20 protein-coding genes, 1 tRNA gene and 1 riboswitch are annotated in these 22,408 nt (G+C 42.9%); of the genes, 6 read left to right on the top strand and 15 right to left on the bottom strand.

The window, feature by feature from the left end; all coding sequences use genetic code 11:
* Positions 1 to 4: 4 nt before the first annotated feature.
* The 7 genes from ACQKL6_RS00265 to ACQKL6_RS00235 form a co-directional block, all read right to left on the bottom strand.
* The gene (locus ACQKL6_RS00265; protein ID WP_427591684.1) at positions 5 to 1,060 is read right to left on the bottom strand and encodes a FecCD family ABC transporter permease; all 1,056 of its coding nucleotides are present in this window, start codon (positions 1,058 to 1,060) and stop codon (positions 5 to 7) included.
* Complete coding sequence (locus ACQKL6_RS00260) at positions 1,023 to 1,988, bottom strand: helical backbone metal receptor (RefSeq protein WP_427650209.1); 966 nt, start codon at positions 1,986 to 1,988, stop codon at positions 1,023 to 1,025. Before ACQKL6_RS00260 ends, ACQKL6_RS00265 begins: the two co-directional genes overlap by 38 nt.
* 166 nt (positions 1,989 to 2,154) lie before the next feature.
* Positions 2,155 to 2,332, bottom strand: a riboswitch (cobalamin riboswitch).
* Between the two features lie 121 nt (positions 2,333 to 2,453).
* A complete protein-coding gene (locus ACQKL6_RS00255; protein WP_402955000.1) occupies positions 2,454 to 3,302 on the bottom strand; it encodes an ABC transporter ATP-binding protein in 849 nt (282 codons plus the stop codon).
* Positions 3,299 to 4,297 carry a FecCD family ABC transporter permease gene (locus ACQKL6_RS00250; protein ID WP_427650208.1) on the bottom strand — a complete coding sequence of 333 codons (999 nt, stop codon included), beginning with the start codon at positions 4,295 to 4,297 and terminating at the stop codon, positions 3,299 to 3,301. Before ACQKL6_RS00250 ends, ACQKL6_RS00255 begins: the two co-directional genes overlap by 4 nt.
* 14 nt (positions 4,298 to 4,311) lie before the next feature.
* Positions 4,312 to 5,442: an ABC transporter substrate-binding protein gene (locus ACQKL6_RS00245; RefSeq protein WP_427650206.1), complete on the bottom strand. Its 1,131-nt coding sequence runs from the start codon at positions 5,440 to 5,442 to the stop codon at positions 4,312 to 4,314.
* 12 nt (positions 5,443 to 5,454) lie between these two features.
* Positions 5,455 to 6,051: a hypothetical protein gene (locus ACQKL6_RS00240; protein WP_427650204.1), complete on the bottom strand. Its 597-nt coding sequence runs from the start codon at positions 6,049 to 6,051 to the stop codon at positions 5,455 to 5,457.
* Positions 6,048 to 6,668: a hypothetical protein gene (locus ACQKL6_RS00235; RefSeq protein WP_427650203.1), complete on the bottom strand. Its 621-nt coding sequence runs from the start codon at positions 6,666 to 6,668 to the stop codon at positions 6,048 to 6,050. Before ACQKL6_RS00235 ends, ACQKL6_RS00240 begins: the two co-directional genes overlap by 4 nt.
* A gap of 406 nt (positions 6,669 to 7,074) precedes the next feature.
* Between ACQKL6_RS00235 and ACQKL6_RS00230 the strand changes: the two genes are divergently transcribed.
* Positions 7,075 to 7,148 (top strand) — tRNA-Arg (locus tag ACQKL6_RS00230).
* 142 nt (positions 7,149 to 7,290) lie between these two features.
* Here the strand turns inward: ACQKL6_RS00230 and ACQKL6_RS00225 are convergent.
* Positions 7,291 to 7,968 (bottom strand): YetF domain-containing protein, encoded by a 678-nt coding sequence (locus ACQKL6_RS00225; RefSeq protein ID WP_427650484.1) that lies wholly within the window; start codon positions 7,966 to 7,968, stop codon positions 7,291 to 7,293.
* A gap of 508 nt (positions 7,969 to 8,476) precedes the next feature.
* Between ACQKL6_RS00225 and ACQKL6_RS00220 the strand changes: the two genes are divergently transcribed.
* A complete protein-coding gene (locus tag ACQKL6_RS00220; RefSeq protein ID WP_402870111.1) occupies positions 8,477 to 8,638 on the top strand; it encodes a hypothetical protein in 162 nt (53 codons plus the stop codon).
* Between the two features lie 59 nt (positions 8,639 to 8,697).
* Here the strand turns inward: ACQKL6_RS00220 and ACQKL6_RS00215 are convergent, their stop codons facing one another.
* Both ACQKL6_RS00215 and ACQKL6_RS00210 read right to left on the bottom strand, forming a co-directional pair.
* On the bottom strand, positions 8,698 to 8,976 hold the full coding sequence (locus tag ACQKL6_RS00215; RefSeq protein ID WP_402991188.1) for a nitroreductase family protein: 279 nt from the start codon (positions 8,974 to 8,976) through the stop codon (positions 8,698 to 8,700).
* Entirely contained in the window at positions 8,976 to 11,168 is a 2,193-nt protein-coding gene (locus ACQKL6_RS00210) for a DNA topoisomerase III (RefSeq protein ID WP_402991182.1), read from the bottom strand. The genes ACQKL6_RS00215 and ACQKL6_RS00210 overlap by 1 nt, the downstream gene beginning before the upstream one ends.
* Before the next feature lie 255 nt (positions 11,169 to 11,423).
* On the opposite strand from ACQKL6_RS00210, the gene abc-f reads away from it, so the two are divergent.
* On the top strand, positions 11,424 to 12,974 hold the full coding sequence (gene abc-f, locus ACQKL6_RS00205) for a ribosomal protection-like ABC-F family protein (protein ID WP_402870105.1): 1,551 nt from the start codon (positions 11,424 to 11,426) through the stop codon (positions 12,972 to 12,974).
* Between the two features lie 79 nt (positions 12,975 to 13,053).
* Here abc-f and ACQKL6_RS00200 read toward each other — a convergent pair whose 3' ends face one another.
* The 3 genes from ACQKL6_RS00200 to ACQKL6_RS00190 are packed head-to-tail and all read right to left on the bottom strand — an operon-like array spanning position 13,054 to position 16,721.
* The gene (locus tag ACQKL6_RS00200) at positions 13,054 to 14,253 is read right to left on the bottom strand and encodes a class I SAM-dependent methyltransferase (RefSeq protein WP_427650202.1); all 1,200 of its coding nucleotides are present in this window, start codon (positions 14,251 to 14,253) and stop codon (positions 13,054 to 13,056) included.
* 33 nt (positions 14,254 to 14,286) lie between these two features.
* Positions 14,287 to 15,195: a phosphotransferase gene (locus ACQKL6_RS00195; RefSeq protein ID WP_427650200.1), complete on the bottom strand. Its 909-nt coding sequence runs from the start codon at positions 15,193 to 15,195 to the stop codon at positions 14,287 to 14,289.
* 14 nt (positions 15,196 to 15,209) lie between these two features.
* On the bottom strand, positions 15,210 to 16,721 hold the full coding sequence (locus ACQKL6_RS00190) for a DEAD/DEAH box helicase (protein ID WP_427650198.1): 1,512 nt from the start codon (positions 16,719 to 16,721) through the stop codon (positions 15,210 to 15,212).
* Between the two features lie 306 nt (positions 16,722 to 17,027).
* Between ACQKL6_RS00190 and ACQKL6_RS00185 the strand changes: the two genes are divergently transcribed.
* The gene (locus tag ACQKL6_RS00185) at positions 17,028 to 18,320 is read left to right on the top strand and encodes an NCS2 family permease (protein WP_402870094.1); all 1,293 of its coding nucleotides are present in this window, start codon (positions 17,028 to 17,030) and stop codon (positions 18,318 to 18,320) included.
* Between the two features lie 117 nt (positions 18,321 to 18,437).
* Here ACQKL6_RS00185 and ACQKL6_RS00180 read toward each other — a convergent pair whose 3' ends face one another.
* The gene (locus tag ACQKL6_RS00180) at positions 18,438 to 18,986 is read right to left on the bottom strand and encodes a hypothetical protein (RefSeq protein ID WP_402870092.1); all 549 of its coding nucleotides are present in this window, start codon (positions 18,984 to 18,986) and stop codon (positions 18,438 to 18,440) included.
* 8 nt (positions 18,987 to 18,994) lie between these two features.
* Positions 18,995 to 20,188, bottom strand: coding sequence for a hypothetical protein (locus ACQKL6_RS00175; RefSeq protein WP_402870090.1), 1,194 nt, complete (start codon positions 20,186 to 20,188; stop codon positions 18,995 to 18,997).
* Between the two features lie 360 nt (positions 20,189 to 20,548).
* On the opposite strand from ACQKL6_RS00175, the gene ACQKL6_RS00170 reads away from it, so the two are divergent.
* Both ACQKL6_RS00170 and ACQKL6_RS00165 read left to right on the top strand, forming a co-directional pair.
* Positions 20,549 to 22,069, top strand: a complete 1,521-nt coding sequence (locus ACQKL6_RS00170; RefSeq protein WP_402991171.1) for an FAD-dependent oxidoreductase — start codon at positions 20,549 to 20,551, stop codon at positions 22,067 to 22,069.
* A 112-nt stretch (positions 22,070 to 22,181) separates the two neighbouring features.
* The gene (locus ACQKL6_RS00165) at positions 22,182 to 22,376 is read left to right on the top strand and encodes a YwbE family protein (RefSeq protein WP_057914066.1); all 195 of its coding nucleotides are present in this window, start codon (positions 22,182 to 22,184) and stop codon (positions 22,374 to 22,376) included.
* Positions 22,377 to 22,408 lie beyond the last annotated feature (32 nt).

Raw genomic sequence — 22,408 nt, 5'->3', positions numbered from 1 at the left:
ACTTCTACCCTTCTCTCCGTCTCTTTAATAAAATAAATGCGAATGCCGGCGCACCGATAAGCGAAGTAATAACACCTATCGGCAATTCTGTCGGTGCGATGATCGTTCGTGCCACCAGATCAGCCAATATTAAAAATCCGCTTCCCACAATCAATGATAATGGCAACAGATGCGTATGGTCTGGCCCCCAAATCCTGCGGACCAAATGGGGGATGACCAGCCCTACAAAGCCAATCGTCCCTGATACGGCAACGGCAGCCCCTGTCAGTATCGAGCCGGCGATCAGAATCAGCATCTTCCTCCGCTGAACATTCACGCCTAGGTGCCTCGCACGGTCTTCCCCAAATGTCATGGCATTCAATTCGTGGGTGTTCATCATCAATACGAGAGAACCAACGAGGAAAAATGGCAAAATGATCGTGACATGACTCCAACCACGCATCGAGACACTTCCCATCAGCCAGCTGATGATTTGCCTTAACTCCTCACCCGTCAATGCAATCATCAATGAGATGAAAGCACTTAAAAACGAGCTGAAAATGATGCCGGTTAAAATAATCGTTTCTACCTTCATGGAACGATCCATTTTTCTTGCAAAGGTCAATACGCAAAAAATCGTCAACAATGAAAAAAGAACGCTTAATGTAGGCAGTGTATATAGGCCCAAAAACGGCAGTGACAAATTCAAAAACAACGTTAATACTGCACCAAGCGAAGCCCCTGAGGATATTCCCAGGGTATAGGGGTCAGCTAGGGGATTCCTGAGCAATCCCTGAAATGCTGCCCCTGCTATTGCAAGGGATGCCCCAACCAAACTTGCAAGCACGACCCTCGGCAGGCGGATGTTCATCACGATATTCGTCAGTGTCCCATCCGGTTCCATGGCCAGGGGCAAATGAAGGACTTCCTTGCCAATGATTTGCAAAAGCACTGGTATCGGAACAGAAACCGATCCTAAGGAAACACCGATCAATATCGAAATAACCAAAAATGATAGGGCAAATACATAGGCCAATGCCCGTTTAGTTTTTAAATACGTTCGGATAGACTGATTTGGCAAGTTCCTCTACTCCCTCTATAAGCCTAGGACCGGAACGAGTGACAATATCTGAATGGACATCGAAAACCTCACCATTCTTAACTGCCTGAATGTCGGCCCATCCATTTCTTCCCGTTACCTCTTTGACTGGATCTCCTGTGTAATAACCATAGGTTGTAATGATGACATCCGGGTTGGCCGCTATCATCGACTCTTCATCGAGTTTTACCCAGCCATCCAATTCACCTGCGACATTATCCGCTGAAATGATGTCCAGCATTTCATCCATGAAAGTATTTTTTCCCGTTGTATAGATTTCAGGTGACGGTGAAACCTCTACAAAAACACTTTTTCTATCCTCACTCTTGATTGCCTTAGCCTTTTCTTTGATCTTTTCCAGCTTGTTCTGCATCGTCTTGACGATTTCCTTTGCCTTATCCAGTTCCCCTATTGCCGTTCCAATCATCTCGATAGACGTATACACTTCTTTAAAGCTTTTAGCATCATTGACGATTATAACTGGAATACCCGCATCCTTAAGCTGTTGGATTCCTTCTTTGGAATTATGGGCACTCTCATGAGCAAGAACGATATCAGGCTGCAAGGCTAAAATCATCTCTGTATCTATTTCCATTCCACCTATCTTCTGAATATCTTTCGTTTCTTCCGGGTAATTGTCATTTTCAGACACTCCAATCACTTTCTCACCCGAACCTAGCGCAAAGACCGCTTCTGTATTACTTGGGATTAATGAAACGATTTTTTCTGGTTTCTGCTCGATGGTGACTTTGTTACCCACTGCATCTTGTAACGAAAGCGGGAAGCCCTGGTTAACAGCTTGTTTTGTCGACTGGTTTTCTCCTGTTCTATCCTGAGAGGCATCGCTACAGCCAACCAATATACCGACCATCAATCCCATCACAAGCATGAAACTATATATCTTCCTCATCTTAAAACCTCCATCATTTTTGTGTTCATTTCTGGACCTTCACACATGTGTTGCGAATATCAAAAGCCATACAAAAAAGCATCCCCCATCAAAACGGAGGATGCTTGTATGGCAACGGAACAAAAAAGGGACATAGCTCTGCCACACACCTCCCCATCCGCGTGGTTACCGGTGTACAATTTTGGCAGGTCTCCTGGCTCATGGTCATTGCTAACGGCACCTTCCCATATTATTCATACAGTGGTATACATCCGTTAACTCCCATTTACAGTGGCGCGACCGCGTTGGCATTTCACCAACTTCCCTTTCAAGTCCTTACAGACACCAAATTGTTCATATGTATATAATTTCACTGCCTTTCATTATACACCATATAGGAAATCGTATTATATGATATTTCAGATTACTTTAAATTAAGATTTGGAACGCAAAAAGGCAACCATCACATGGCTGCCTTCTATAGCTTTAGATGTCACTATTAAAACGGCATGTACTTTGATCACGTAAAAGACCTAGATCTTTCGGCACCATCGTTTCAATCAAAAAGTCATCCTCTTCCTCATAAATGATTTTCTTCATTTCGATTCCGAAGTACTCTTTCATCCGGGCTTCCGTCATCACTTCGCGGACTTCGCCATACACCACACGCTTTTCCTTGGCAGTCATTAAAACATGGTCAGCCAAGTAGAATGCGTGGTTCGGATAATGCGTGTTTATGATACAAGAAATGTTCTTCTCTTTCGATAACCGCTTAAGTGTCTGTAAAATCACGATTTGCTTTTGAATATCAAGATGCGACTCCGGCTCATCAAGAATCAATACATCCGGATCCGATACAAGCGTCCGGGCAATCAAGGCCAGCTGCAATTCCCCACCACTAACGGAATTACAGGACTTTTTGGCAAGGTGAGCAATGCCAACCATTTCAAGAGCAGCGATGGCAGCCTCCCGATCCTTTGCAGAAGGCTGGGACAGCGTACTGATATAAGGCGCCCTTCCCATAATGACAAGCTCTTCCAAAGTAAATCCGAAAACCATTTTATGTGCCTGAGGAACATAACCGATTCGTTTCCAGATCGTTTTGCGTGATAGCGCAGTAAGCGGCTTTCCGTCGATGAGCGTTTGACCCTTTTTCCAATCAAGAAGGCCGGTGATACACTTCAGCATCGTGGTTTTACCGGCACCGTTCGGGCCAAGGATCGCCATGATCTCTCCGTCATTCAACGAAAAGTCAATGTCGGTCTGGTAAAGAAAAGGAGCTTTCTCTCTTTTTTTAGCATAGAAAAAATTCCCTCCCTGCACCTCGATTTTCATGACCACCCACCTCCTGTCTTTCTAAGTAGAATCGCAAAAAATGGTGCGCCGATAACGGCTGTCAATATCGATAGCGGAATTTCCGTAGCCGTTACAGAACGAGCCAGATTATCGATCAGGAGTAAATAGGCGCCACCAACCGATAGGGATACCGGTAAGACAAGTTGATTGTTGTTCCCGACAAGCATTCTTGCCACATGAGGGATAATCAATCCAACCCAGCCAATGATACCGGCTATCGCTACAGAAGAAGCCGTAATTAACGTCGCACCAAGAATGACCGTCCACTTCAATCTAGTGACCGGGATACCTAGCGATTTTGCTTCATCCTCAGGTAAGGTCAGTAAATTGATTCTCCAGCGTAGTGAATACAAAATCAAGATGCCGACAAGGATGATTGGTCCACCCACATATAAATCCTTGTATGTGGCCGTTCCAAGGCTTCCCATTAACCAGTATGTGATGGCTGGCAGCTTTTCCTCAGGGTCGGCGACAAACTTAATTAACGAGATCAACGCTTGGAAAAGGGCGGAGGTGACAACCCCAGCCAAAACAAGCATGAAGACCGGTGAATCTTTTTTGCCGCTGATTATGAACGTGAAAACGATGGCGGCTAAACCACAGCCAAGTGCCAAGACTTGAGATGCAAAACCATGTCCCAATAATAAAATCCCAAGGGAAGCACCGAACCCAGCACCTGCAGACACTCCTAGGATATCGGGACTGACCAAGGGATTGCCGAACATCCCTTGGAAAGAGGCGCCTGCAATCGATAGGCCCGCACCGATTAACAAGGCCAGTAAAATTCGTGGCAGACGTATTTGAAGGACCACTGTTTCTTCCATCTGTGTCCATGTTGGCTCGATTGGAAACACGGTTGAAAGCAATATTTTAATTTGAGTCCCTAAGTCCATTCCAAAGCGTCCGATGCTCAATGATAGGAGAACCATCGCAATGGGCAATATCCAGAAGAGGACCGTTTTCCATTTTTTCATTTTCATTCCCTACTTTACTGTTTTGCGGCTTCGGAAGATGGGTGAAGAATGTTCTCTACTTGTTCTTCCGTTACATCATAATCATAGAACTCTGAGTAGTAATCCGTGATTTCATCCTTCATATCATAATCAAATAGCTCGGGATGATTTTTCTGAGCCATCCATTTTAACATAAGAGGTGCATCACCGCTTGGTGGGAACCATCTATAGATGCCCAGCGGAATTTTATATACATTTCCTTCTTGTACAGCACTGACCTGACTCCAATCTTGTCCCTTCACTGTATTGTTCGTTAGGTCTTCAGGCTGAGTTGTCGAAAAGTTTGTAATGTAGATGATATCCGGGTTCCATTTGTAGATTTGTTCCATATTGACTTCTTTTGTTCCTGTAACTTCTTCTGCTGCTATATCATAGGCCCCTGTAGCATTTAACCATTGGTTACTAAAGAAGTTCTTCCCACCGACCATGATGCTTTTATCACTGTGCTGATAGAGGATCAATGCTCTAGGCTTTTCTTTATCCTTAATGCCATCTAATTTCTTATCCAATTCGGCTTGAACGGCTTGGCCTTTTTCCAAGAACTTGTCCGTTCTTTCGGTAGTGCCCGTAATTTCCCCAGTCAGTTCCAACCAACTGTTGAAGGTAGCCAATGGCTCCGCAGCTGCTGCATCCATAGGGTTGAGTGCCACAACCGAAACACCTGCATCTTCTAATTTGTTTATGGACTTTTGGTCCTGTGCTTTTTCAAAGTATAGTTGCGGATTGACTTTCATCAATTCTTCCACGTTCACTTCGCCATTTTTAATGAATGATGTATCTGCCTTTAAAATATCGGGTGATATTTCAGAAAGAATCGAGTTTTCCGCGGCATTATACGCATTAGGATGCAAGCCGACAACTTCCTTCGTCGAATTCGTCGCTACATACCAAGTCGAGAAGTACGGAAGAATGCCACCGACCGCAATACGTTCCACTTTACCTGGTACCGTTACATCACGGCCAAGTTGATCTTGAATCACTTTTTCCTCTGCAGTCGTCTGTTTTTCTGAAGTATTGCCTTTCGAATCATCCCCAGAGTTTCCACAGCCCGTAATCAAAGCGGCCATCGCAGTGGTTGCCGCTAACATTGTCCATTTCTTCTTCATAAAACTTCCTCCTTATCCTTCTCTAAGCCACTTAGCCATCCCATGTAAGAATGGTTTAGATTGGTCGATGAATCCAAGTCCAATGTGGAATATTGGATCAAGTGTGGTAATGATCAATTCTCCTTTATAAGACACATCATCGGTGTAGATGATCGAGCGACCCTCGGGAGTATTCACAAGTGATTTTGCCCCTTCCGGAACGTGGAACGTCCCGTGGTAATGCCACTTCATATCTGATAGGGATACATGTTGATATAAAGGATGATCTGTATTTTCAGCCATTAAAGGTAAATCTCCATGCTCCTTCACCCACCAACTGAAATTCACTTCAGATTCCTCCCAGTCTATTCCAGGAAGCCAGTTATCCAACACTTCACCGAAAACGACTAGACGTTTTCCCTCTTGAAGGAACTTCACGAAAAGCGACTGGTACCGTTTTAAAAGCATTAGGGACATCCGATCATTAACAATTAGCGTGTCATATTGACTTAAATCATATGTATGGAGCTGACGAAGTTGAAGCACATCATCATACATATAAGCAAACTCGTCCATTTGAAAGAAACGATGATGGAAACTATAACCGTTATCTAAGATTGCCACTTTCATTGCTTTTTTTCCCCCTTGTTTGCTTCATACTCTTCGCGTATCCAGTCCAAAATTTGTTGACGTAGCACACGCGAGCTATTTTCTTGGATTCCAAAGCGGTATAGATCCGTTCCTGCACCCGCGACAATCGTGCCACCAGTCGTTTTTCGGTCAATGTAAATGATTGCTTTTCCTTCTTGGTCTTCAACGATTACTTCCGAATGTTCTGGAGCCTCAAGATATCCTCTTGAGAAAAAGCCACGAACCCCTTTTTTATAATTCAAATCATAAGGGTCAATTCCTGCGAACATAGGATGTACAGGCTCAGTCAAGCGGATTTCACGGTCCTTCAAAGAAATCGGAGAACGCATCCAATTTCCGCAACCAGGTAACCAAGGTAGGAAATTTTCGGTTTGGGAAAGAATGACGCCGCCATCATTCAAATAATTTTCGATGATTTCTTTATGTTCAAGTAAAAAGGCCTCTTCCACGAAATTAGTCACGATGACCCCAGCATATGCCGAGAAATCAGCAAATGGAATATCATACAATTGCAAAGAAACCAAACCATTTTCATGATCGATATCTTTAAGTCTTGTGAATTGAATATCAGTACTTATATAGGCTATAGGTTTCATAATCAACCATCTTTCTTATATTGATATAATATTATTTCGATTGTAAATATTGTCAAATGTTGATTTAACGGGATATAACCACTTTTATTTATTACTTCAAGATAGAATATTTATGTTTATCAGTATAAGTGATAATGATTATCATCGTCAACAAAAACTTTTATCCAATTGGTTTTATCAAATAACTAGTGGGGTAACTGATGGACTCCACCGTAATTAGCCTTTCTCTGTCGAACGAAAAAGCATGGCGCGAAAGGTATTTATCGCCTTCTTCACACTGCCATTCAGACACTACAAGGCAGTCAATATAGATAATTTCCCATGAATATTTTCGCAACAAGAGGCTATAACCTTGAAATGTTTACTAATAACAAATATAATAAGAAAGTCGTCGTTACCTTTATATGTCCCAGTAGCTCAGTAGGATAGAGCGACAGCCTCCTAAGCTGTAGGTCGTAGGTTCGATTCCTATCTGGGACGCTAAATTGAAAACAGCCAAAACCTTGTAATATGGAGGTTTTGGCTGTTTTTTTATTGGAACAATGATAAAAGTAGAAATATTGATGTAAGTTGTTTATTAAAAGAGGGATATGACATCCAGCCTGTCCAATTATTCATACCATTAATAAAGGCTGCCTTCCTTTATGTCCATATAAAGTGTTCGGTCTGATTGAACTTCAGCATAAAAGACATCAGAGATTGATGTAATACCAGCTTTAGCTAATTGACCATTCAACCACTCCATATCAAGGTTTAACTGATCCAGGTTATCCATGTTGACTACCCCATCCGAAATAACGCCTGTTATGATGGGCGAAGGGTTCTTTTGAAGATTTCCAATATTCATGTCGCCTCTTACGATAGGCTGTTTATGTTCTTTCTTCATAACGGAAAGCTTACCCGTAATTTCAAAAATGGCATACTCCACTTCAGTGATTGAGAATATACTTTTTTGCCTAAGCAATGCCATTAACGTATCTGCATCCAAGTTAACCTTGCGAAGTGGTTTTTCCATCATTTTACCGTTTTTGATAATGATAAGGGGTTCCCCATCAATTACTCTTCGTGCTTTTTTAGACTTAATGACAATTCGTCCAGATAAGATCGTAAGTAAACTCCATATCATTAAGGCGACTATACCATTTTGAATGCTTAAACGATGGTTGAAAGAAAGATTTCCCGCTATTGAACCGATGGAAATGGCAGAAGCAAAGTTGAAGAATGTCATCTCTGAGATTTCTTTTCTTTCCATCACCCTTGTTAGAGTCAAAAGAATAACAAAGGACAATGATGATCTAATGATTATTTCGATAACCCCAAATCAATTCCCCCTTTTCTACAATATTATTTCCACCATTGATAAAAATATCGTAAAAAGGTTATTTTTCTCGAAGGCGAAATAATACAAGACTCTAAATAATAATTACTCGTATATTTTTTTACTTTTTTTGAAAAAATTGTTTAATCTTGTCCCAATCGGGTAGATAAATAGTGTAAGACATTCTCACCAAAGGAGATGATGTGCAAGATGAGTACTATCAGAAGCCAATGGAACAAAGAGAATGACGCAGCGGTGTTTAGTCCCGGTGATCAGCGTTAGAAGCTAGTGAAGCTTTCATGAAAACCACGAGGAAAATACAAATCTTCTCATCCAAAGGAGGATACCAACATGAGTATTTACAGCCAATGGAATCCAGAGAATGACGAAGCAATTTTCAGTCCAGGGATCAGTGTTAGAAACTAGTAAAGCATTCGATGAAAACCATGAAGGAAAATGACAAATCTTCTCACCAAAGGAGGATACCAACATGAGTATTCACAGCCAATGGAATCCAGAGAATGATGAAGCAATTTTCAGTCCAGGTGATCAGTTGCCCTTCAGTGCGCTCACACCATTAGAAACGGTCAAACAGACGACCGATAAAACACCTGAATTTGATTTACAAGGTACCGTACTGAATAAAATCTAATTGATATTGATGAATGATAGAAAAAGGATGGAGCAAATCTGCTCCATCCTTTTTCATATTTAGATGAACTTCGCTACTTCATCTAACGACAATCTTGTAGTTTGGAAAGAAGGTGAAGCTGCCTTCCCTATTGCAATTAAGACAATCGGAACATAACGTTCAGGCACATCGAATCTTTCAATGAATTGTTGTTTATTATACCCACCCATTGTAAGTGTGTCGTATCCCTTAGATTTCGCTATTAGCATAAGCTGCATCGAAACAAGTCCAGCATCAAAATTAGCCATACTCTCCCTGGTTTCTCTTGAAGCATCATTCCGATACTGGACTTTTCCTATTATTTATCGAATTTCAGTTTCGCCAATGCATCTGCTAATGCTGTATTGATTGGCTCCTCTTTGTTTTGCTTTTTCATATAATTCGAGACTTCATTTTTAGACACTTTCTTATTCTTGTTTTGACCTTTTCGTTTGTTATATGAAGAAAGCTTTTCATGAAAGCCACATTTACATGTGAACGTCTGTGCTTCTCCTTGCCCTCTCATTTCCATTTTCTTATGGCATTGTGGGCATCTTGCATTTGTTACACGTGAAACACCTTTTTTATGCCCGCATTCTCGGTCTTGGCAAACGAGCATTTTCCCTTTTTTACTGTTTACTTCAAGCATCAACTTGCCGCAATCCGGGCATTTTGTGCCGGAAATGTTATCATGCTTGAATTTTTGATCACTCGTCTTGATTTCGTGAACGATATTTTTCGCATAGGTGCGCATATCCCCAATGAATGTACGCTTATCAAGCGTTCCGTTAGCAATGGCGGTTAGCTTCTGTTCCCATTGTGCGGTCAACGCTGGCGAACGTAGATCTTCGGGAGCCAACTCGAGGAGCTGTTTACCTTTTGAGGTAACATGAAGACCTTTTCCACGTTTTTCAATCAGGAAACTATTGAACAATTTTTCAATAACATCGGCCCGGGTCGCAACGGTGCCGATTCCCCCGGTTTCCCCCAACGTCTTAATGAGTTCCTTGCTTTCCCCAGCCATGAAACGAGCGGGATTTTCCATTGCAGATAACAAGGTGCCCTCATTGAATGGCTCCGGTGGTCTTGTTTCTCCCTCTGTTTGTTTCACTGCCGTGATGTCTAAGATGTCACCATTCTCGAGTGTCGGAAGCAATTGCTCTGTAAGGCCATCACTTGCCTCTTCTTCCTCGAACTGATGATCATAGACTTCCTTCCAACCTGATTTCAAGATGACTTTTCCTTTAGCGACGAATGTTTCACTGCCCACTTTTGCGGTAACGGTCGTTTGCTCATATTCAAATGGTGGCATCAGAACCGCAAGGAACCGTTTGACGACAAGGTCGTAAATTTTCGATTCCTTGTCACTCAATTTACCCGGTAGTGGCGTTTGCTCAGTAGGTATGATGGCATGATGATCACTAACCTTGCTGTCATCCACGAATGATTTATTAGCCTTGATCGGGCTACGCAAGATTCTCGATGCATATTGGGCATATGGCTTGATGCTGACTGCCTGTAATCTTTCTTTCAGCGTCTCGACCAAATCCGAGGTTAAGAAACGCGAGTCCGTTCTTGGATAGGTCAGGACTTTATGTCCTTCATATAAACGTTGCATGATGGAAAGTGTCTCTTTCGCCGAATAACCGAATTTCTTATTGGCATCCCTTTGTAGCTCAGTTAGGTCATATAACTGGGGCGCAAAATTCTTCTTATGGGCTTTTTTCACTTCCACCACTTCAGCCTTTTTGTTTTTCACATCAGCAAGGACTTTGTCTGCCTTTGCCTTTTCGAATGTGCGTATATCTTTCGAATGGACGTCTTGCCAGACAAGGCGTAGTTGAGATTCTGCCGTTGCCGTAACGCCATAAAATTTCCTCGGCTGAAATTGTTTGATTTCCTTTTCCTTGGCAGCTATCATCGCTAGTGTAGGCGTTTGAACCCTTCCGCACGATAACTGGGCATTATGCTTCGTTGTCAGTGCCCTTGTAGCATTCATACCGACAAACCAATCCGCCTCGGCCCGAGCAACTGCAGAGGCAAATAGATTCTCGTACTCTTTCCCATCCTTCAGCTTGTTAAATCCATCCTTAATCGCCTTATCAGTTACCGATGATATCCAGAGCCGCTTGATTGGTTTTTTAACATTCGCTTTTTCCAGAATCCAACGTGCAACGAGCTCCCCTTCCCGTCCTGCATCGGTTGCGATGATGACGTCCTTGACATCACTGCGGTTCAATTGCGTTTTTACCGCTTGAAACTGCTTTCCGGATTGCTTGATTACGACCAATTTCAAGGATGGAGGCAACATAGGGAGGTCTTCGAGCCGCCATGTTTTGTATTTTTCGTCATACGTTTCCGGATCTGCATGGGTAACTAAATGACCAAGCGCCCAGGTGACGATATACTGACTTCCTTCCAAATAACCGTTGCCTTTTTTTTCGCAATTCAGCACTTTTGCTATATCTCTTCCGACCGATGGTTTCTCGGCCAGTACGACTGTTTTACTCATCAAATACATCCTTTCCCTTTTAAACTGATTCTCTCATTATCTCATATATTTTTAGTCAGGGCGATAAAGGACTAGGGACTAACAACTAATGTCGAAGTGACTTAGGCAGACCGTCTAGTGGTGAACCATTTATCGGTGGACCCCACCTAATTCATGCGCAATATGTAAATTACTAGATTAGATAGCAATCTAGTACAGATTTTAGTATGATGAAACGTAGAGATTTTTTCAAAATAATTGGGAGGTTCAACATAAATGAGCTTACTTTCTATAGATAATTTGGCACACAGCTTTGGTGATCGGACATTATTCAGAGATGTTACGTTCCGATTGATGGCTGGGGAACATGTAGGCCTCGTCGGCGCTAACGGCGTAGGTAAATCAACAATGATGAACATTATTACCGGGCAACTGATTCACGATGAAGGCCGAGTTGATTGGACACCTGGCGTTGAATATGGCTACCTTGACCAGCACACCGTCCTGACTAAAGGCAAAACGATACGCGATGTGTTAAGAGATGCCTACTTACCTTTATTCGAGCAGGAAAAAGCTTTGAATGAAGTGACCGAGAAAATGGGTTCAGCGACACCAGAGGAACTTGAAGAACTTTTGGAACAAATGGGGGAAATCCAAGATAAACTCGAAGCTGGGGATTTTTATAATTTAGATATGAAAATCGAAGATGCGGCACGCGGGTTGGGCTTGGATGCGATAGGCCTTGAGCGTGACGTTTCTGCTCTGAGTGGCGGACAGCGGACAAAAGTATTGCTGGCGAAACTGCTATTGGAACAACCCCAAGTACTACTGTTGGATGAGCCGACAAACTACTTGGATGTGGAGCATATCCGTTGGTTGAGCAGCTACTTAAAGGAATATCCTAACGCATTCCTATTGATTTCACATGATACCGAGTTCATGAACGGCGTAGTTGATGTCATCTTCCATCTAGAATTCTCGAAATTGACCCGTTATACGGCGACATACGAAAAATTCCTTGAACTTGCTGAACTGAATAAGAACCAACATATTAATGCATACGAAAAACAGCGGGACTTCATTAAAAAGCAGGAAGACTTCATCGCAAAAAATAAAGCCCGTTATTCAACTTCTGGCCGGGCAAAAAGTCGGGAGAAGCAATTGAATCGCATAGAACGTATCGACCGTCCGGAAACGGCGATGAAACCGACTTTCGATTTCAAAGAGTCACGTGCGAGCAGCCGGTATGTATTTGAAGGGGAAGATATTGAAATCGGCTATGACCGTCCATTACTTCCAAAACTTTCAATGAACATAGAGCGTGGGGAGAAAATTGCCATTGTGGGATGTAACGGAGTGGGGAAATCCACACTGTTAAAAACGATTCTTGGTAAAATCGAGCCACTAAGCGGGAAAAGATCACTTGGTGATTTCCTCTTCCCTTCTTATTTTGAACAAGAGGTACAAGCAGGCAACACGACACCGATCGATGAAGTGTGGAATGCATTCCCTCATCTCGATCAACCTCAAGTACGGGCTATCCTCGCGCGGGTTGGCTTAAAAAATGAACATATCACTCGCCCGATGGCCCACTTAAGTGGTGGGGAACAGTCCAAGGTCCGCTTGTGTAAGTTGATGCTTACAGAAAGCAACTGGCTTCTGTTCGATGAACCAACAAACCATTTAGACGTGGTGGCCAAGGAAGAATTGAAACGTGCATTGAAAGAATATAAAGGAACGGTTCTGATTGTCTGCCATGAACCCGATTTCTACGAGGATTGGGTCACGAAAGTATGGGACGTCGAAGAATGGTCGAACAACAACTAAATGAACGGTCAAAGAGGGTGCCGCATACGTTGCGGGCACCCTCTTTATTTTATTGAACGGGAGTGGTCATGCTCAATGATTAATGCATTCCCCCACTACGTTCAGCTACTAACGTATACGTTTTAGGTATCCCAATGTCATGGATTTTGTGGTTTGGTTCTTCTTCAAGGACTTTGATGATCAAACCGGATTCTCCGACTGCCGTTATGAGTTCACCCATGGTCCATTTGCGTTGGATCACTTTCGAAAGGCTTTGCTTATCTTCATCAGGCATATGTTTGGAGAAAGCCACCTCGTTATTTTCAATGGCAGGAGCAAAATAATTGCCTGTCACCTTATGTTTTTTGCCAGAAGAGGTTATGAGTTTCGTCGAAATTGGATGGAACTCATGCAGCACGAATCGTCCCCCCGGCTTCAACATCCTTTTTACCGTTTCGAATAATGGCTGCAGATCTATGAGATAGTGAAGGACACCCAGTTCCATCAAGACCAAGTCCTGGTCTCCTAATGCATGTTTGGGCAGCAAGGACAGCACATCCGAGACAATATATTCAATGCAGACGTTAGCTGATTCAGCCAGTTCGTTCGCGAAAGTAGCATTTTCCCGAGAGAAATCCACGACCTTAACGTCAGCTCCCAACCTCGCCATGGCGACTGCCTTGACCCCATTCGATCCCATTAAATGTGTGACTTTCCGACCCACTATGTCTCCCATATATTTATAAAATGGATGCAATCTCCATCGCGGGTTGTGCTTGATCTTCCCTGCCAATTCATCCGGTTTCCCGTAACGGTTCACAAGGGCTAGATAATTATTTTGATTCCAGGCCTGTTCATTTTCAGCTGTAAAGCCTTTTTGTGCCGATAATAGATACGCATGGATTTCATCACGATTACTCTGCATTTCAGCATTGTAAAGGTAGCTGTATAGGGATTGGCACCAAAGCTCGGTTTCCCCTACTGGTATGAGTAATCGGTAAGGGTCCGTTTTAATTGTCCTATTGAATAAACAGCGGACCGTAATCAGTATTCCATCCTTTTCAACCTGGAAAAAGGCTGTTTCAGGATTCTTTGCGGGCTGTGAAGGAGCATGATCTATGAAAAGGGAAAATGTTTCATCAAAAACATCCCACTGCACGTCGACCGAGACATTTATAGTATCCTTTATTTCAACCCCTTGTATAAATAAAGCGGAGGGTCCCGTAAATTGATAGGGAATGTTTCCATCCTCAAGCAATTCCCCTATCCATGTAATTGTATGTAAATAGTTTCCGTTCATGCGAACCTCCTAGATCAGTAAAAATCAGTAGAATCAATCTTCCATAGCCAACGACAAACCTGTGCGCGTGAGGGAGATCAGTTCTTTGTCACCTCGATCGATTCCATACACAAGCAGCCTGACGAGCATGTAAATCGCCCTAAATCTTGCCAGGTTTTTGACTTCGGTTTCAATTTCACCATAGATTTCAAAAAAGGACCGTCTCGCCTCTTTTGGAAAGTAGCTGTATAAAAAAGAAAAATCGATAGCTGGATGCCCGATATGAACGTCCCCCCAGTCAATGATGCCCATTAGTACACCCTGGGCATCGAGCAAGACGTTCCGGACATGAATATCACCATGGACAAGGGTATCGCATGTCCCTTCATACGATGCATCCAGGTCTTTCAAATACATCGAAACGGCATGGGCCTGTTCAGAATAGCCTAGTGCCACTAATGCTAAGAGTTGCTCATCAAGGCTGTCCTGCCGGAAAGAAACATCAAGTCTCCGCATTCCATCAGGCTGTACACCCAATTGTTTCGCCGTTGGCACAGGAAACCCGTGAAGCACTTTCAGGAAGTGGGCAAACTTTATTGCCGAGGAAATCTTACTTTCCATGGTTTCCTTCACAGGTAAGTGTCCCTTCACCATTTTGAAGCCAGTAAAGGGATATGGATAACTACTGCTCGGCTCTCCAAAAAAGACCGGTTCAGGAATGGCTAGCGGAAGATTTCCGGCCAATGAAGGCAAAAGCTTGTTTTCCACTTGAATTAAGGTAACAGCAATGGGTCTTCGGGGAAATCTGAATACATACTCCTCATTCAACTGAATGACCGTATTGTCAAACCCTTCCCCGATTTGCCTCACCTTTTCCAAGCCCACATCGGGAAACTGCTTCTTTATCAAATTCTTTGCAAGTTCTAAGGAAACTGGATATTCTGCCAACCATGGTTTGTCCAATTCTCCTTCCCCCTTTATCGGTTTCTGCCCCTGCTAGGTGAACCTCCTGAATCATTGCGACGGTTCCCATTCGGACTATGGGTATTCCCCCTTCTGCTTTGACTCCCTCCTTGTCGTTCTCCTCGGGCATTGTCGCGACTACGTCCCCGACTTTCATCCCTTTTATCTCCTCGTGTGTTCTCGCGTTTAGGACCTCGGTTTGCAAAGCCCTCACGTGTATTCTCTAGACTCAACTCACGATTGTCGGCCTGATTAGCGGAGCGGTGACTTCCTCGGTTCGGACCTCGCGTATCGATTCTTTCTCTATGACGGCGTCCACCACCCGAACGTGGACGACGTGCTTCCCCTTCAGACGAGTCGCGGTCATGACGCTTCCGTTTATTCTCGACTTCGCCCGGCTGGAACATCTTAACCCCTTCGATCTTTCTCCGTTCAATTTTCATTGAAATACCTTTTTCAATATCACTCAAAAGCTGAAGATCCTTCGTAGCAATAAAGGTTACGGCTAATCCATGCTCACCGGCCCTTCCTGTACGTCCTATCCTATGGATATAGCTTTCGGCATCTTCAGGAACATCGTAGTTAAAAACATGTGTCACGCCTTCAACATCCAGCCCACGCGCAGCAACATCCGTGGCCACTAAATATTGAAGCTTCGCATCCCGGAAGTTTTTCATGACGCGCTCTCGTTTTGCCTGCGACAGATCTCCATGAAGTTCATCCGAGTTGAAACCAGCCGCCTTTAAAGCATCGTTCAAAACAGAAACACGGCGCTTTGTCCGGCAAAAAACAATCGCCAGATATGGCTGTTCTTCCTTTATGATGCTGATCAGTGAGGACTGTTTGGCCCTATCCGTCGTTTCAATGACAAGTTGACGGATCTGCTCGACCGTCACTTGCTCAGCTTTAACAGCAGCTGTCAATGGTCTATCCATATAACGCTTCGCCAACTGATGGACTTGTTCTGGCATCGTCGCGGAAAAGAGCAGCGTTTGTCTTGTCTCCGGCAATTGTCCCATGATTTCTTCCACTTCCGGTAAAAATCCAATATGGAGCATTTGGTCCGCTTCATCCAAAACAAGCGTTTCGGTTTGGGATAAATCAATGGTTCCCCTTCGTAAATGGTCTAATAATCGGCCCGGTGTAGCTACCACGACAGAAATATTCCGTGTCAGCTTTTTCATTTGCTGCTCCACATCTTGTCCACCATACACGGCTAGCACTTGCAATTCCTCGATCTCATTGGCGAACTTTTTCAGCTCAGCCGTTATCTGTAACGCTAACTCCCTAGTCGGTGTGACGATTAATGATTGAACGTGGGAAGCTTTTGGGTCGACTTTTTCTAATATTGGAAGCAAAAATGCCAATGTCTTCCCCGTTCCTGTCTGTGCTTTTGCGATGACATCCCGGCCCGCCATTATGTCAGGTATCGATTTTTCCTGTATCGGGGTTGGGCTGGTTATGCCGGTTTGCTTCAATATCGTGTTAATTTCTGGGCTTATGCCAAGCTCGATGAAATTTGTCATGTATCGGCCTACTCTCTATATTTGTGATATCTTATTTAAATCATCATTACATCCATTGTTTATTACTGATTCTACACTAAGGCAATTTCCTTTACTCCAAGTTCTTTGTTAGTATATCATTATCTATTTTTGAGAGAAAATTTTTCATGGTATTGTGCTTTAGATGTTTTTCTAATATAATTTATAAGATTTTAAATTTCTGACTAACTATACTATTTGAGCTACTTGCCTGGAAAAAGGTGGGCGTCTCCTCCTTGTAAATGTCCGTACAAGGAGTTTTTGTATATAAAAAGAAGGAGTGGCCGCATGTTTAAATTAAAAGAACGGAAAACGAATATTAAGACAGAAGTCCTTGCAGGGCTTACAACCTTTTTAACATTAGCTTATATCATCGTTGTAAACCCCAAAATTCTTTCTGATGCTGGTGTTCCCTTTGAACAGGCTTTTACAGCAACCATCATCGCTACCTTAGTCGGTACTCTTTTCATGGCTTTTCTAGCCAATTATCCGATTGTCATTGCTCCTGCGATGGGATTGAATGCCTATTTCGCGTACTCTGTCCTAGGCACGCATGATATCTCGTACACGGTTGCCTTTTCGGCAGTCTTTGTTACAGGGATTATCTTCGTCATATTATCGCTTACTTCTTTCCGGTCTAAACTGATTGAAGCGATCCCCAATAATCTGAAACATGCTATCAGCGCCGGGATTGGTCTATTCATCACCTTTATCGGGCTTCGTTTATCTGGGGTCGTAACGAGTCATGAATCGAACCTGGTGACCCTAGGGAGCTTCAGAGACCCAGGAGTGGCACTTACCTTAATCGGTTTGGTAATAACCATCATTTTAATGGTCCGTAAGATTCAGGGTTCCATTTTCATCGGGATGATCATTACAGCGATCATTGCCCTATTTACTGGACAACTTAAAATTGAACATTTTGTTTCGGTGCCATCGTTACCCGAGGGCATCATTGTTGCTAATCCAATCACTTCTTTTGCGGATGTTGTAAACTACGGCCTATATGGTGTAGTGTTTTCCATCCTTCTCGTTATGCTATTCGACACCACCGGAGCCCTAATCGGGATTGTGCGCCAAGCAGGGTTATTGAAAGACGGAAAGTTGGAGAAAGCAGGAAGTGCTTTCTTCGCGGATTCCGTTGGGACAACAATCGGAGCCATGTTCGGTACAAGCCCTACTGCCGCCTCCGTGGAGTCCTCGGCCGGTGTAGGTTCAGGTGGTAAAACAGGGTTAACCGCTCTTGTCGTAGCCATTCTTTTCTTGGTCACTGCTTTCTTCAGCCCACTTATCGGGGCAGTATCAGATATTGCGGCCATCACTGCACCTAGCTTGATCATAGTTGGTAGCATGATGATCAAAAGCATCAATGAGATTGAATGGACCCATTTCGACGAATCTTTCCCAGCCTTTTTGGTCATTGTTACGATGCCTCTTACTTCAAGTATCGCCAATGGTATAGCACTTGGATTCATCTCATATCCAATACTAAAAATCGCAAGAGGGAAATTCAAAGAAGTCCATCCGTTAGTATACATCTTTGCCGTTCTTTTTCTTTACCAACTCATTTTCTTAGCATAAAAGAGAGGAACCGTGACATCACGGTTCCTCTTTTCATGTCTTATCCTCGCCTTTAACCCCCTTCGAATCCTATCAAAAAAAAGGATATCCAACATTTTGTCAGATACCCTTCCTCTTTTACTGATTCATTTGATCAAGAAAGTCGCCAAGAAGATCATCCAGATTTTCCTCTTCTGGTTCCGGTTGCTCTGACTGTTCTGAAGTCTCATCGAAACTCCAATCAAAATCATCCAGATCCATTTCGGGTAATTCCTTCGGTTCTTCTTCCAAACTCCTCTCCACCAATTCTTCCTCTTCCTTTACATAGACATCCTCATTGATTCCATTGCTGTTTAGTGAGGCCAACAAGGCCGTAGCCCGTAAAGGATCGGATAAAAGATGGTACAAAATCGTTCCAAGCATTGCTTCTGAGTGGGAATGCTTTAGCCAGTCACGCTGAGATTTACTAAGCTTATTCGGCATGGGCAAGGCAACCATCTCCCGTTCCTGATGAGAGGATTGCCCAACGCCATCAAGAACATACTCAGCAATTTTACTGGAAAAATTTCTTCTTTCCGTTTCCTTTAATTTCTGCAGCTGCCTTAACGTATAATCGGATACATCTGAAGGGATACGAAAAGTGATGGCCTGTCCTCTTTTGATTTCAGAAGAAGCTGTTTTTTTCATTTTCTCACCTATTTAACTGAACCTGTACGTTGTTCTTTCTTCTTATGTTGAGATTGTTGCTCTTCCTTTGAATTCCGGCGTTTAAAGTCGGAAATCAGCTTGTAATAGGCGTTGGCCATCATCCAAACGCTTTCTCTTTCATCTTCAAAAAAGTCGATATTGTACCCATCAAAGTTTTGATTGAGTGTTTTCAAGTAATCCTTCAGTACAATTGAACCCCCACCTACGAAGTAGCAAATCTCCGTCTGTGAATTCTTTTTCCAAACGTTGCGAAGATGACGATATTGTTTTTTTGCAAGCTCCCCTAAAATGCGGTCGACAATATCATGCACACTTGTCCGACTTCCACGGACCATTATATGGTTCCGGTCGTTTTTTTTCGTGATAATCTCCACCACGTCACGTCTGCTGTCCAATTCGACACCATGTTTCTTCCTGATTTCCTCACGAATTGATTCGAGTGCTTCAGCCACACCAAGGTTAAACCCTTGTGCTTTATCATCATCCACTTTACGGTTCTTAATGACCGCGATATCTGTCGAAAGTCCGCCGATATCTTGAATAAGAATTCTTTTGTCGATCAGCTCACGGTTAATGATGTTCAAATCATTGTCCATTACTAGATTGATATAAGCTGCAAACCCTTCAGGATAGACCTTCACTTCATCAAATTTAATATTCACTTTCAATCCCTGATATTTAGGCGTGATTAAAAATTCCACTTGGTGAACCGAACCCACTAATTTCGAGCGATATCCGACATCTTTCCCTTCCTTCACTTCACGGAGCGGAAGGCCCGTACCCAACGTATAGTTCGCTTCGACGACATTATTAACCTTTTTGAAGCGATCATTGTTCCCCTGTTTAGCCGCATCCAATGCCAGTGCCGCAAAAAGCATGATCAACGTTTGGTCTTCTTCCGATTTACTGCTGCCTAAATCCAATTCTGTAGGGTTATCACTTTTTGTCGCTAAATTCCCAACACGGTAAATAGCATTATTATCTTGAAGTGCTGGTGAGTGAACTCTTATATGAATTCCATCCAATGGGTTATTCTCATCCAGTTCCTCTATCCCGATGACCGGCCGGTCCTCAATATCTTTTGCAATGACATTCGGTATATATAGTTCAGACTCTAGTTTTCCAAAAATAGCTTTGATAGCATCATTACCTACATCTACTGCTGCGATTCTAGAACTCATCTTAAAACATCCCCTTTTTTTAAAAAAATGCCAGACAGTGTACTTTAATAAGAATAGAAAAAAATACCATAATAGTCAATGATTCGATAGATATACCTTTTCCTAAAATATGTATTCATTTTGTATACATTAGTAACAAGTGTGTACACACCTTGTATATAGCCATGTATACGTGTTTGTAAACATGTTTACTATATTGTTTACAAACTATCTTATTTTGTTTACATGTATACATTTTTGTATACAATGCAAACCATTTCCTTTTTATAACATCCATCTACCAAAAAGAGGATAAAAAGCTAGGTGAAAGGGAATGGTAATAAACGGAAACCATTCCTAAACGTCTGGAGGAATTTAAAAATGACTGAAAAAAATACAGAACTCCCACAGTATCCTGAACCCTTCTGGAGAAGTACATTGACTTTTCCTTCATTCCCCAAGGTAGAAGAAGATATTAAAACAGATGTCTTGATTGTTGGGGGCGGGATCACAGGCATAACTTCCGCTTATCTATTAGCCAAGCAAGGAGTTCAAGTCACACTCATTGAGGCGAGCGAGATCCTAAACGGAACCACAGGACATACAACAGCCAAGATTACCGCCCAGCATGGACTGGTTTATGACAAGCTAATTGCAGCGCATGGCGAGGAAAAGGCAAAACTATACTATGAAGCAAATACTGAAGCAATGAATTTAATCAAGGAATTGGTCGAGGAACATTCTATAGAATGTAATTTATCTAAACAAGATGCTTATGTGTATGCAAATACTGAAGAATATGTTAGTAAGATTCAAAAAGAATTGAGGGCCTATCGTAAACTCGGTATTCCCGGTGATTATACCGACACTATACCCTTCTCCATTCCATGCAAAGCCGCGGTAATCATGAAGGACCAGGCACAGTTCCATCCATTGAAATATTTACTGGGACTTACCTCCCCCATTCTGGATGGTGGCGGGAAAATCTTTGAACATACGACAGCCATGAAGATTGAAGATGGAGAGAATCCGACCGTTCTGACTGAGGATGGTCATAAAATTAAATGCAACCATGTCATCGTCGCTTCTCATTTTCCTTTTAATGATGAGATGGGTTTATACTTTGCACGGGTCCATGTAAAAAGATCCTATGTCCTTGGCATTAGGATGAAACAGGAATATCCGGGAGGCATGTTTTATAGCGCGGATAGCCCTTCCCGTTCCCTTCGCTATACGGAAAACGACAATGGTGAAAAGCTGATTCTTGTAGGCGGAGAAGGGCATAAAACCGGGCAAGGTATATCCACAATAAACCATTATGAGGCTTTACAGGATTTTGGCTCCCACTATTTCAAAGTGGAGGACATCCCTTACCGTTGGTCGGCTCAGGATATCGTGACGCCTGATGACCTGCCATTCGTTGGCCCGGCAACCCCCAATCATCCCCGGGTGCTCATTGCAACCGGTTATGCAAAATGGGGCATGACAAATGGAACCATTGCCGCAAAAATCTTGACTGACCGCATTTTACAAAAGGATAACCGATATGCGGACTTGTATGATCCCGCCAGATTAGATGGAATGAAAAACATGGTGAAAGATAATGCGGATGTCGCGAAGCATATGATTCAGGGCAAGCTTTCCATCCTTCATAAAAAGCCAGACGACCTAGGATTGGATGAAGGGGCCATTGTCAAAGTGAATGGGGATAAGGCTGGGTGTTACCGAGATAAAGAAGGTCAACTATTCATCGTGGACTCGACATGTACCCATATGGGATGTGAAGTCGCGTGGAACAGTGGGGATAGGACTTGGGATTGTCCGTGCCATGGCTCACGTTACTCTATTACTGGAGAAGTTATGGAAGGTCCTGCAGTCGAGCCCCTCAAGAAAATTCGGTAATAACGGATACCTAGCGTACATTGCCCTATTATTCTCGACTATAACAACTGTTTTCCTTATACTGAAGGGACTGCAGTAACTTGCAAATACCTCTAAAAGGGATTGAAGTAAAATGAACGGTAAAAACCGAAAAGATATCACTCCAGGAACCTCTGTAGACATTGTACTGAAAGCAGATCAACGAAGCGGAAAACTAACAAGTGGTACAGTAAAGGACATCTTAACAAACTCTAGCAGTCACCCACATGGAATAAAAGTACGGTTGACAGACGGCCAAGTTGGCAGGGTCCAGGTCATTCATAAATAACATGCACTCGGTTTGAAACCGAGTGTTTTTTT

It is taken from the genome of Peribacillus sp. NPDC097197 (assembly GCF_050278025.1).
Taxonomy (GTDB): Bacteria; Bacillota; Bacilli; order Bacillales; family DSM-1321; genus Peribacillus.
Note: the sequence above shows the minus strand (reverse complement) of the source record. Positions and strands in the feature narration are given on the sequence as shown.

Coding starts and splice junctions, on each gene's coding strand:
- ACQKL6_RS00260 (WP_427650209.1), bottom strand. CDS start 1,988: ATGAGGAAGATATATAGTTTCATGCTTGTGATGGGATTGATGGTCGGT.
- ACQKL6_RS00255 (WP_402955000.1), bottom strand. CDS start 3,302: ATGAAAATCGAGGTGCAGGGAGGGAATTTTTTCTATGCTAAAAAAAGA.
- ACQKL6_RS00250 (WP_427650208.1), bottom strand. CDS start 4,297: ATGAAAAAATGGAAAACGGTCCTCTTCTGGATATTGCCCATTGCGATG.
- ACQKL6_RS00245 (WP_427650206.1), bottom strand. CDS start 5,442: ATGAAGAAGAAATGGACAATGTTAGCGGCAACCACTGCGATGGCCGCT.
- ACQKL6_RS00240 (WP_427650204.1), bottom strand. CDS start 6,051: ATGAAAGTGGCAATCTTAGATAACGGTTATAGTTTCCATCATCGTTTC.
- ACQKL6_RS00235 (WP_427650203.1), bottom strand. CDS start 6,668: ATGAAACCTATAGCCTATATAAGTACTGATATTCAATTCACAAGACTT.
- ACQKL6_RS00220 (WP_402870111.1), top strand. CDS start 8,477: ATGAGTATTCACAGCCAATGGAATCCAGAGAATGATGAAGCAATTTTC.
- ACQKL6_RS00210 (WP_402991182.1), bottom strand. CDS start 11,168: ATGAGTAAAACAGTCGTACTGGCCGAGAAACCATCGGTCGGAAGAGAT.
- abc-f (WP_402870105.1), top strand. CDS start 11,424: ATGAGCTTACTTTCTATAGATAATTTGGCACACAGCTTTGGTGATCGG.
- ACQKL6_RS00200 (WP_427650202.1), bottom strand. CDS start 14,253: ATGAACGGAAACTATTTACATACAATTACATGGATAGGGGAATTGCTT.
- ACQKL6_RS00190 (WP_427650198.1), bottom strand. CDS start 16,721: ATGACAAATTTCATCGAGCTTGGCATAAGCCCAGAAATTAACACGATA.
- ACQKL6_RS00185 (WP_402870094.1), top strand. CDS start 17,028: ATGTTTAAATTAAAAGAACGGAAAACGAATATTAAGACAGAAGTCCTT.
- ACQKL6_RS00180 (WP_402870092.1), bottom strand. CDS start 18,986: ATGAAAAAAACAGCTTCTTCTGAAATCAAAAGAGGACAGGCCATCACT.
- ACQKL6_RS00175 (WP_402870090.1), bottom strand. CDS start 20,188: ATGAGTTCTAGAATCGCAGCAGTAGATGTAGGTAATGATGCTATCAAA.
- ACQKL6_RS00170 (WP_402991171.1), top strand. CDS start 20,549: ATGACTGAAAAAAATACAGAACTCCCACAGTATCCTGAACCCTTCTGG.
- ACQKL6_RS00165 (WP_057914066.1), top strand. CDS start 22,182: ATGAACGGTAAAAACCGAAAAGATATCACTCCAGGAACCTCTGTAGAC.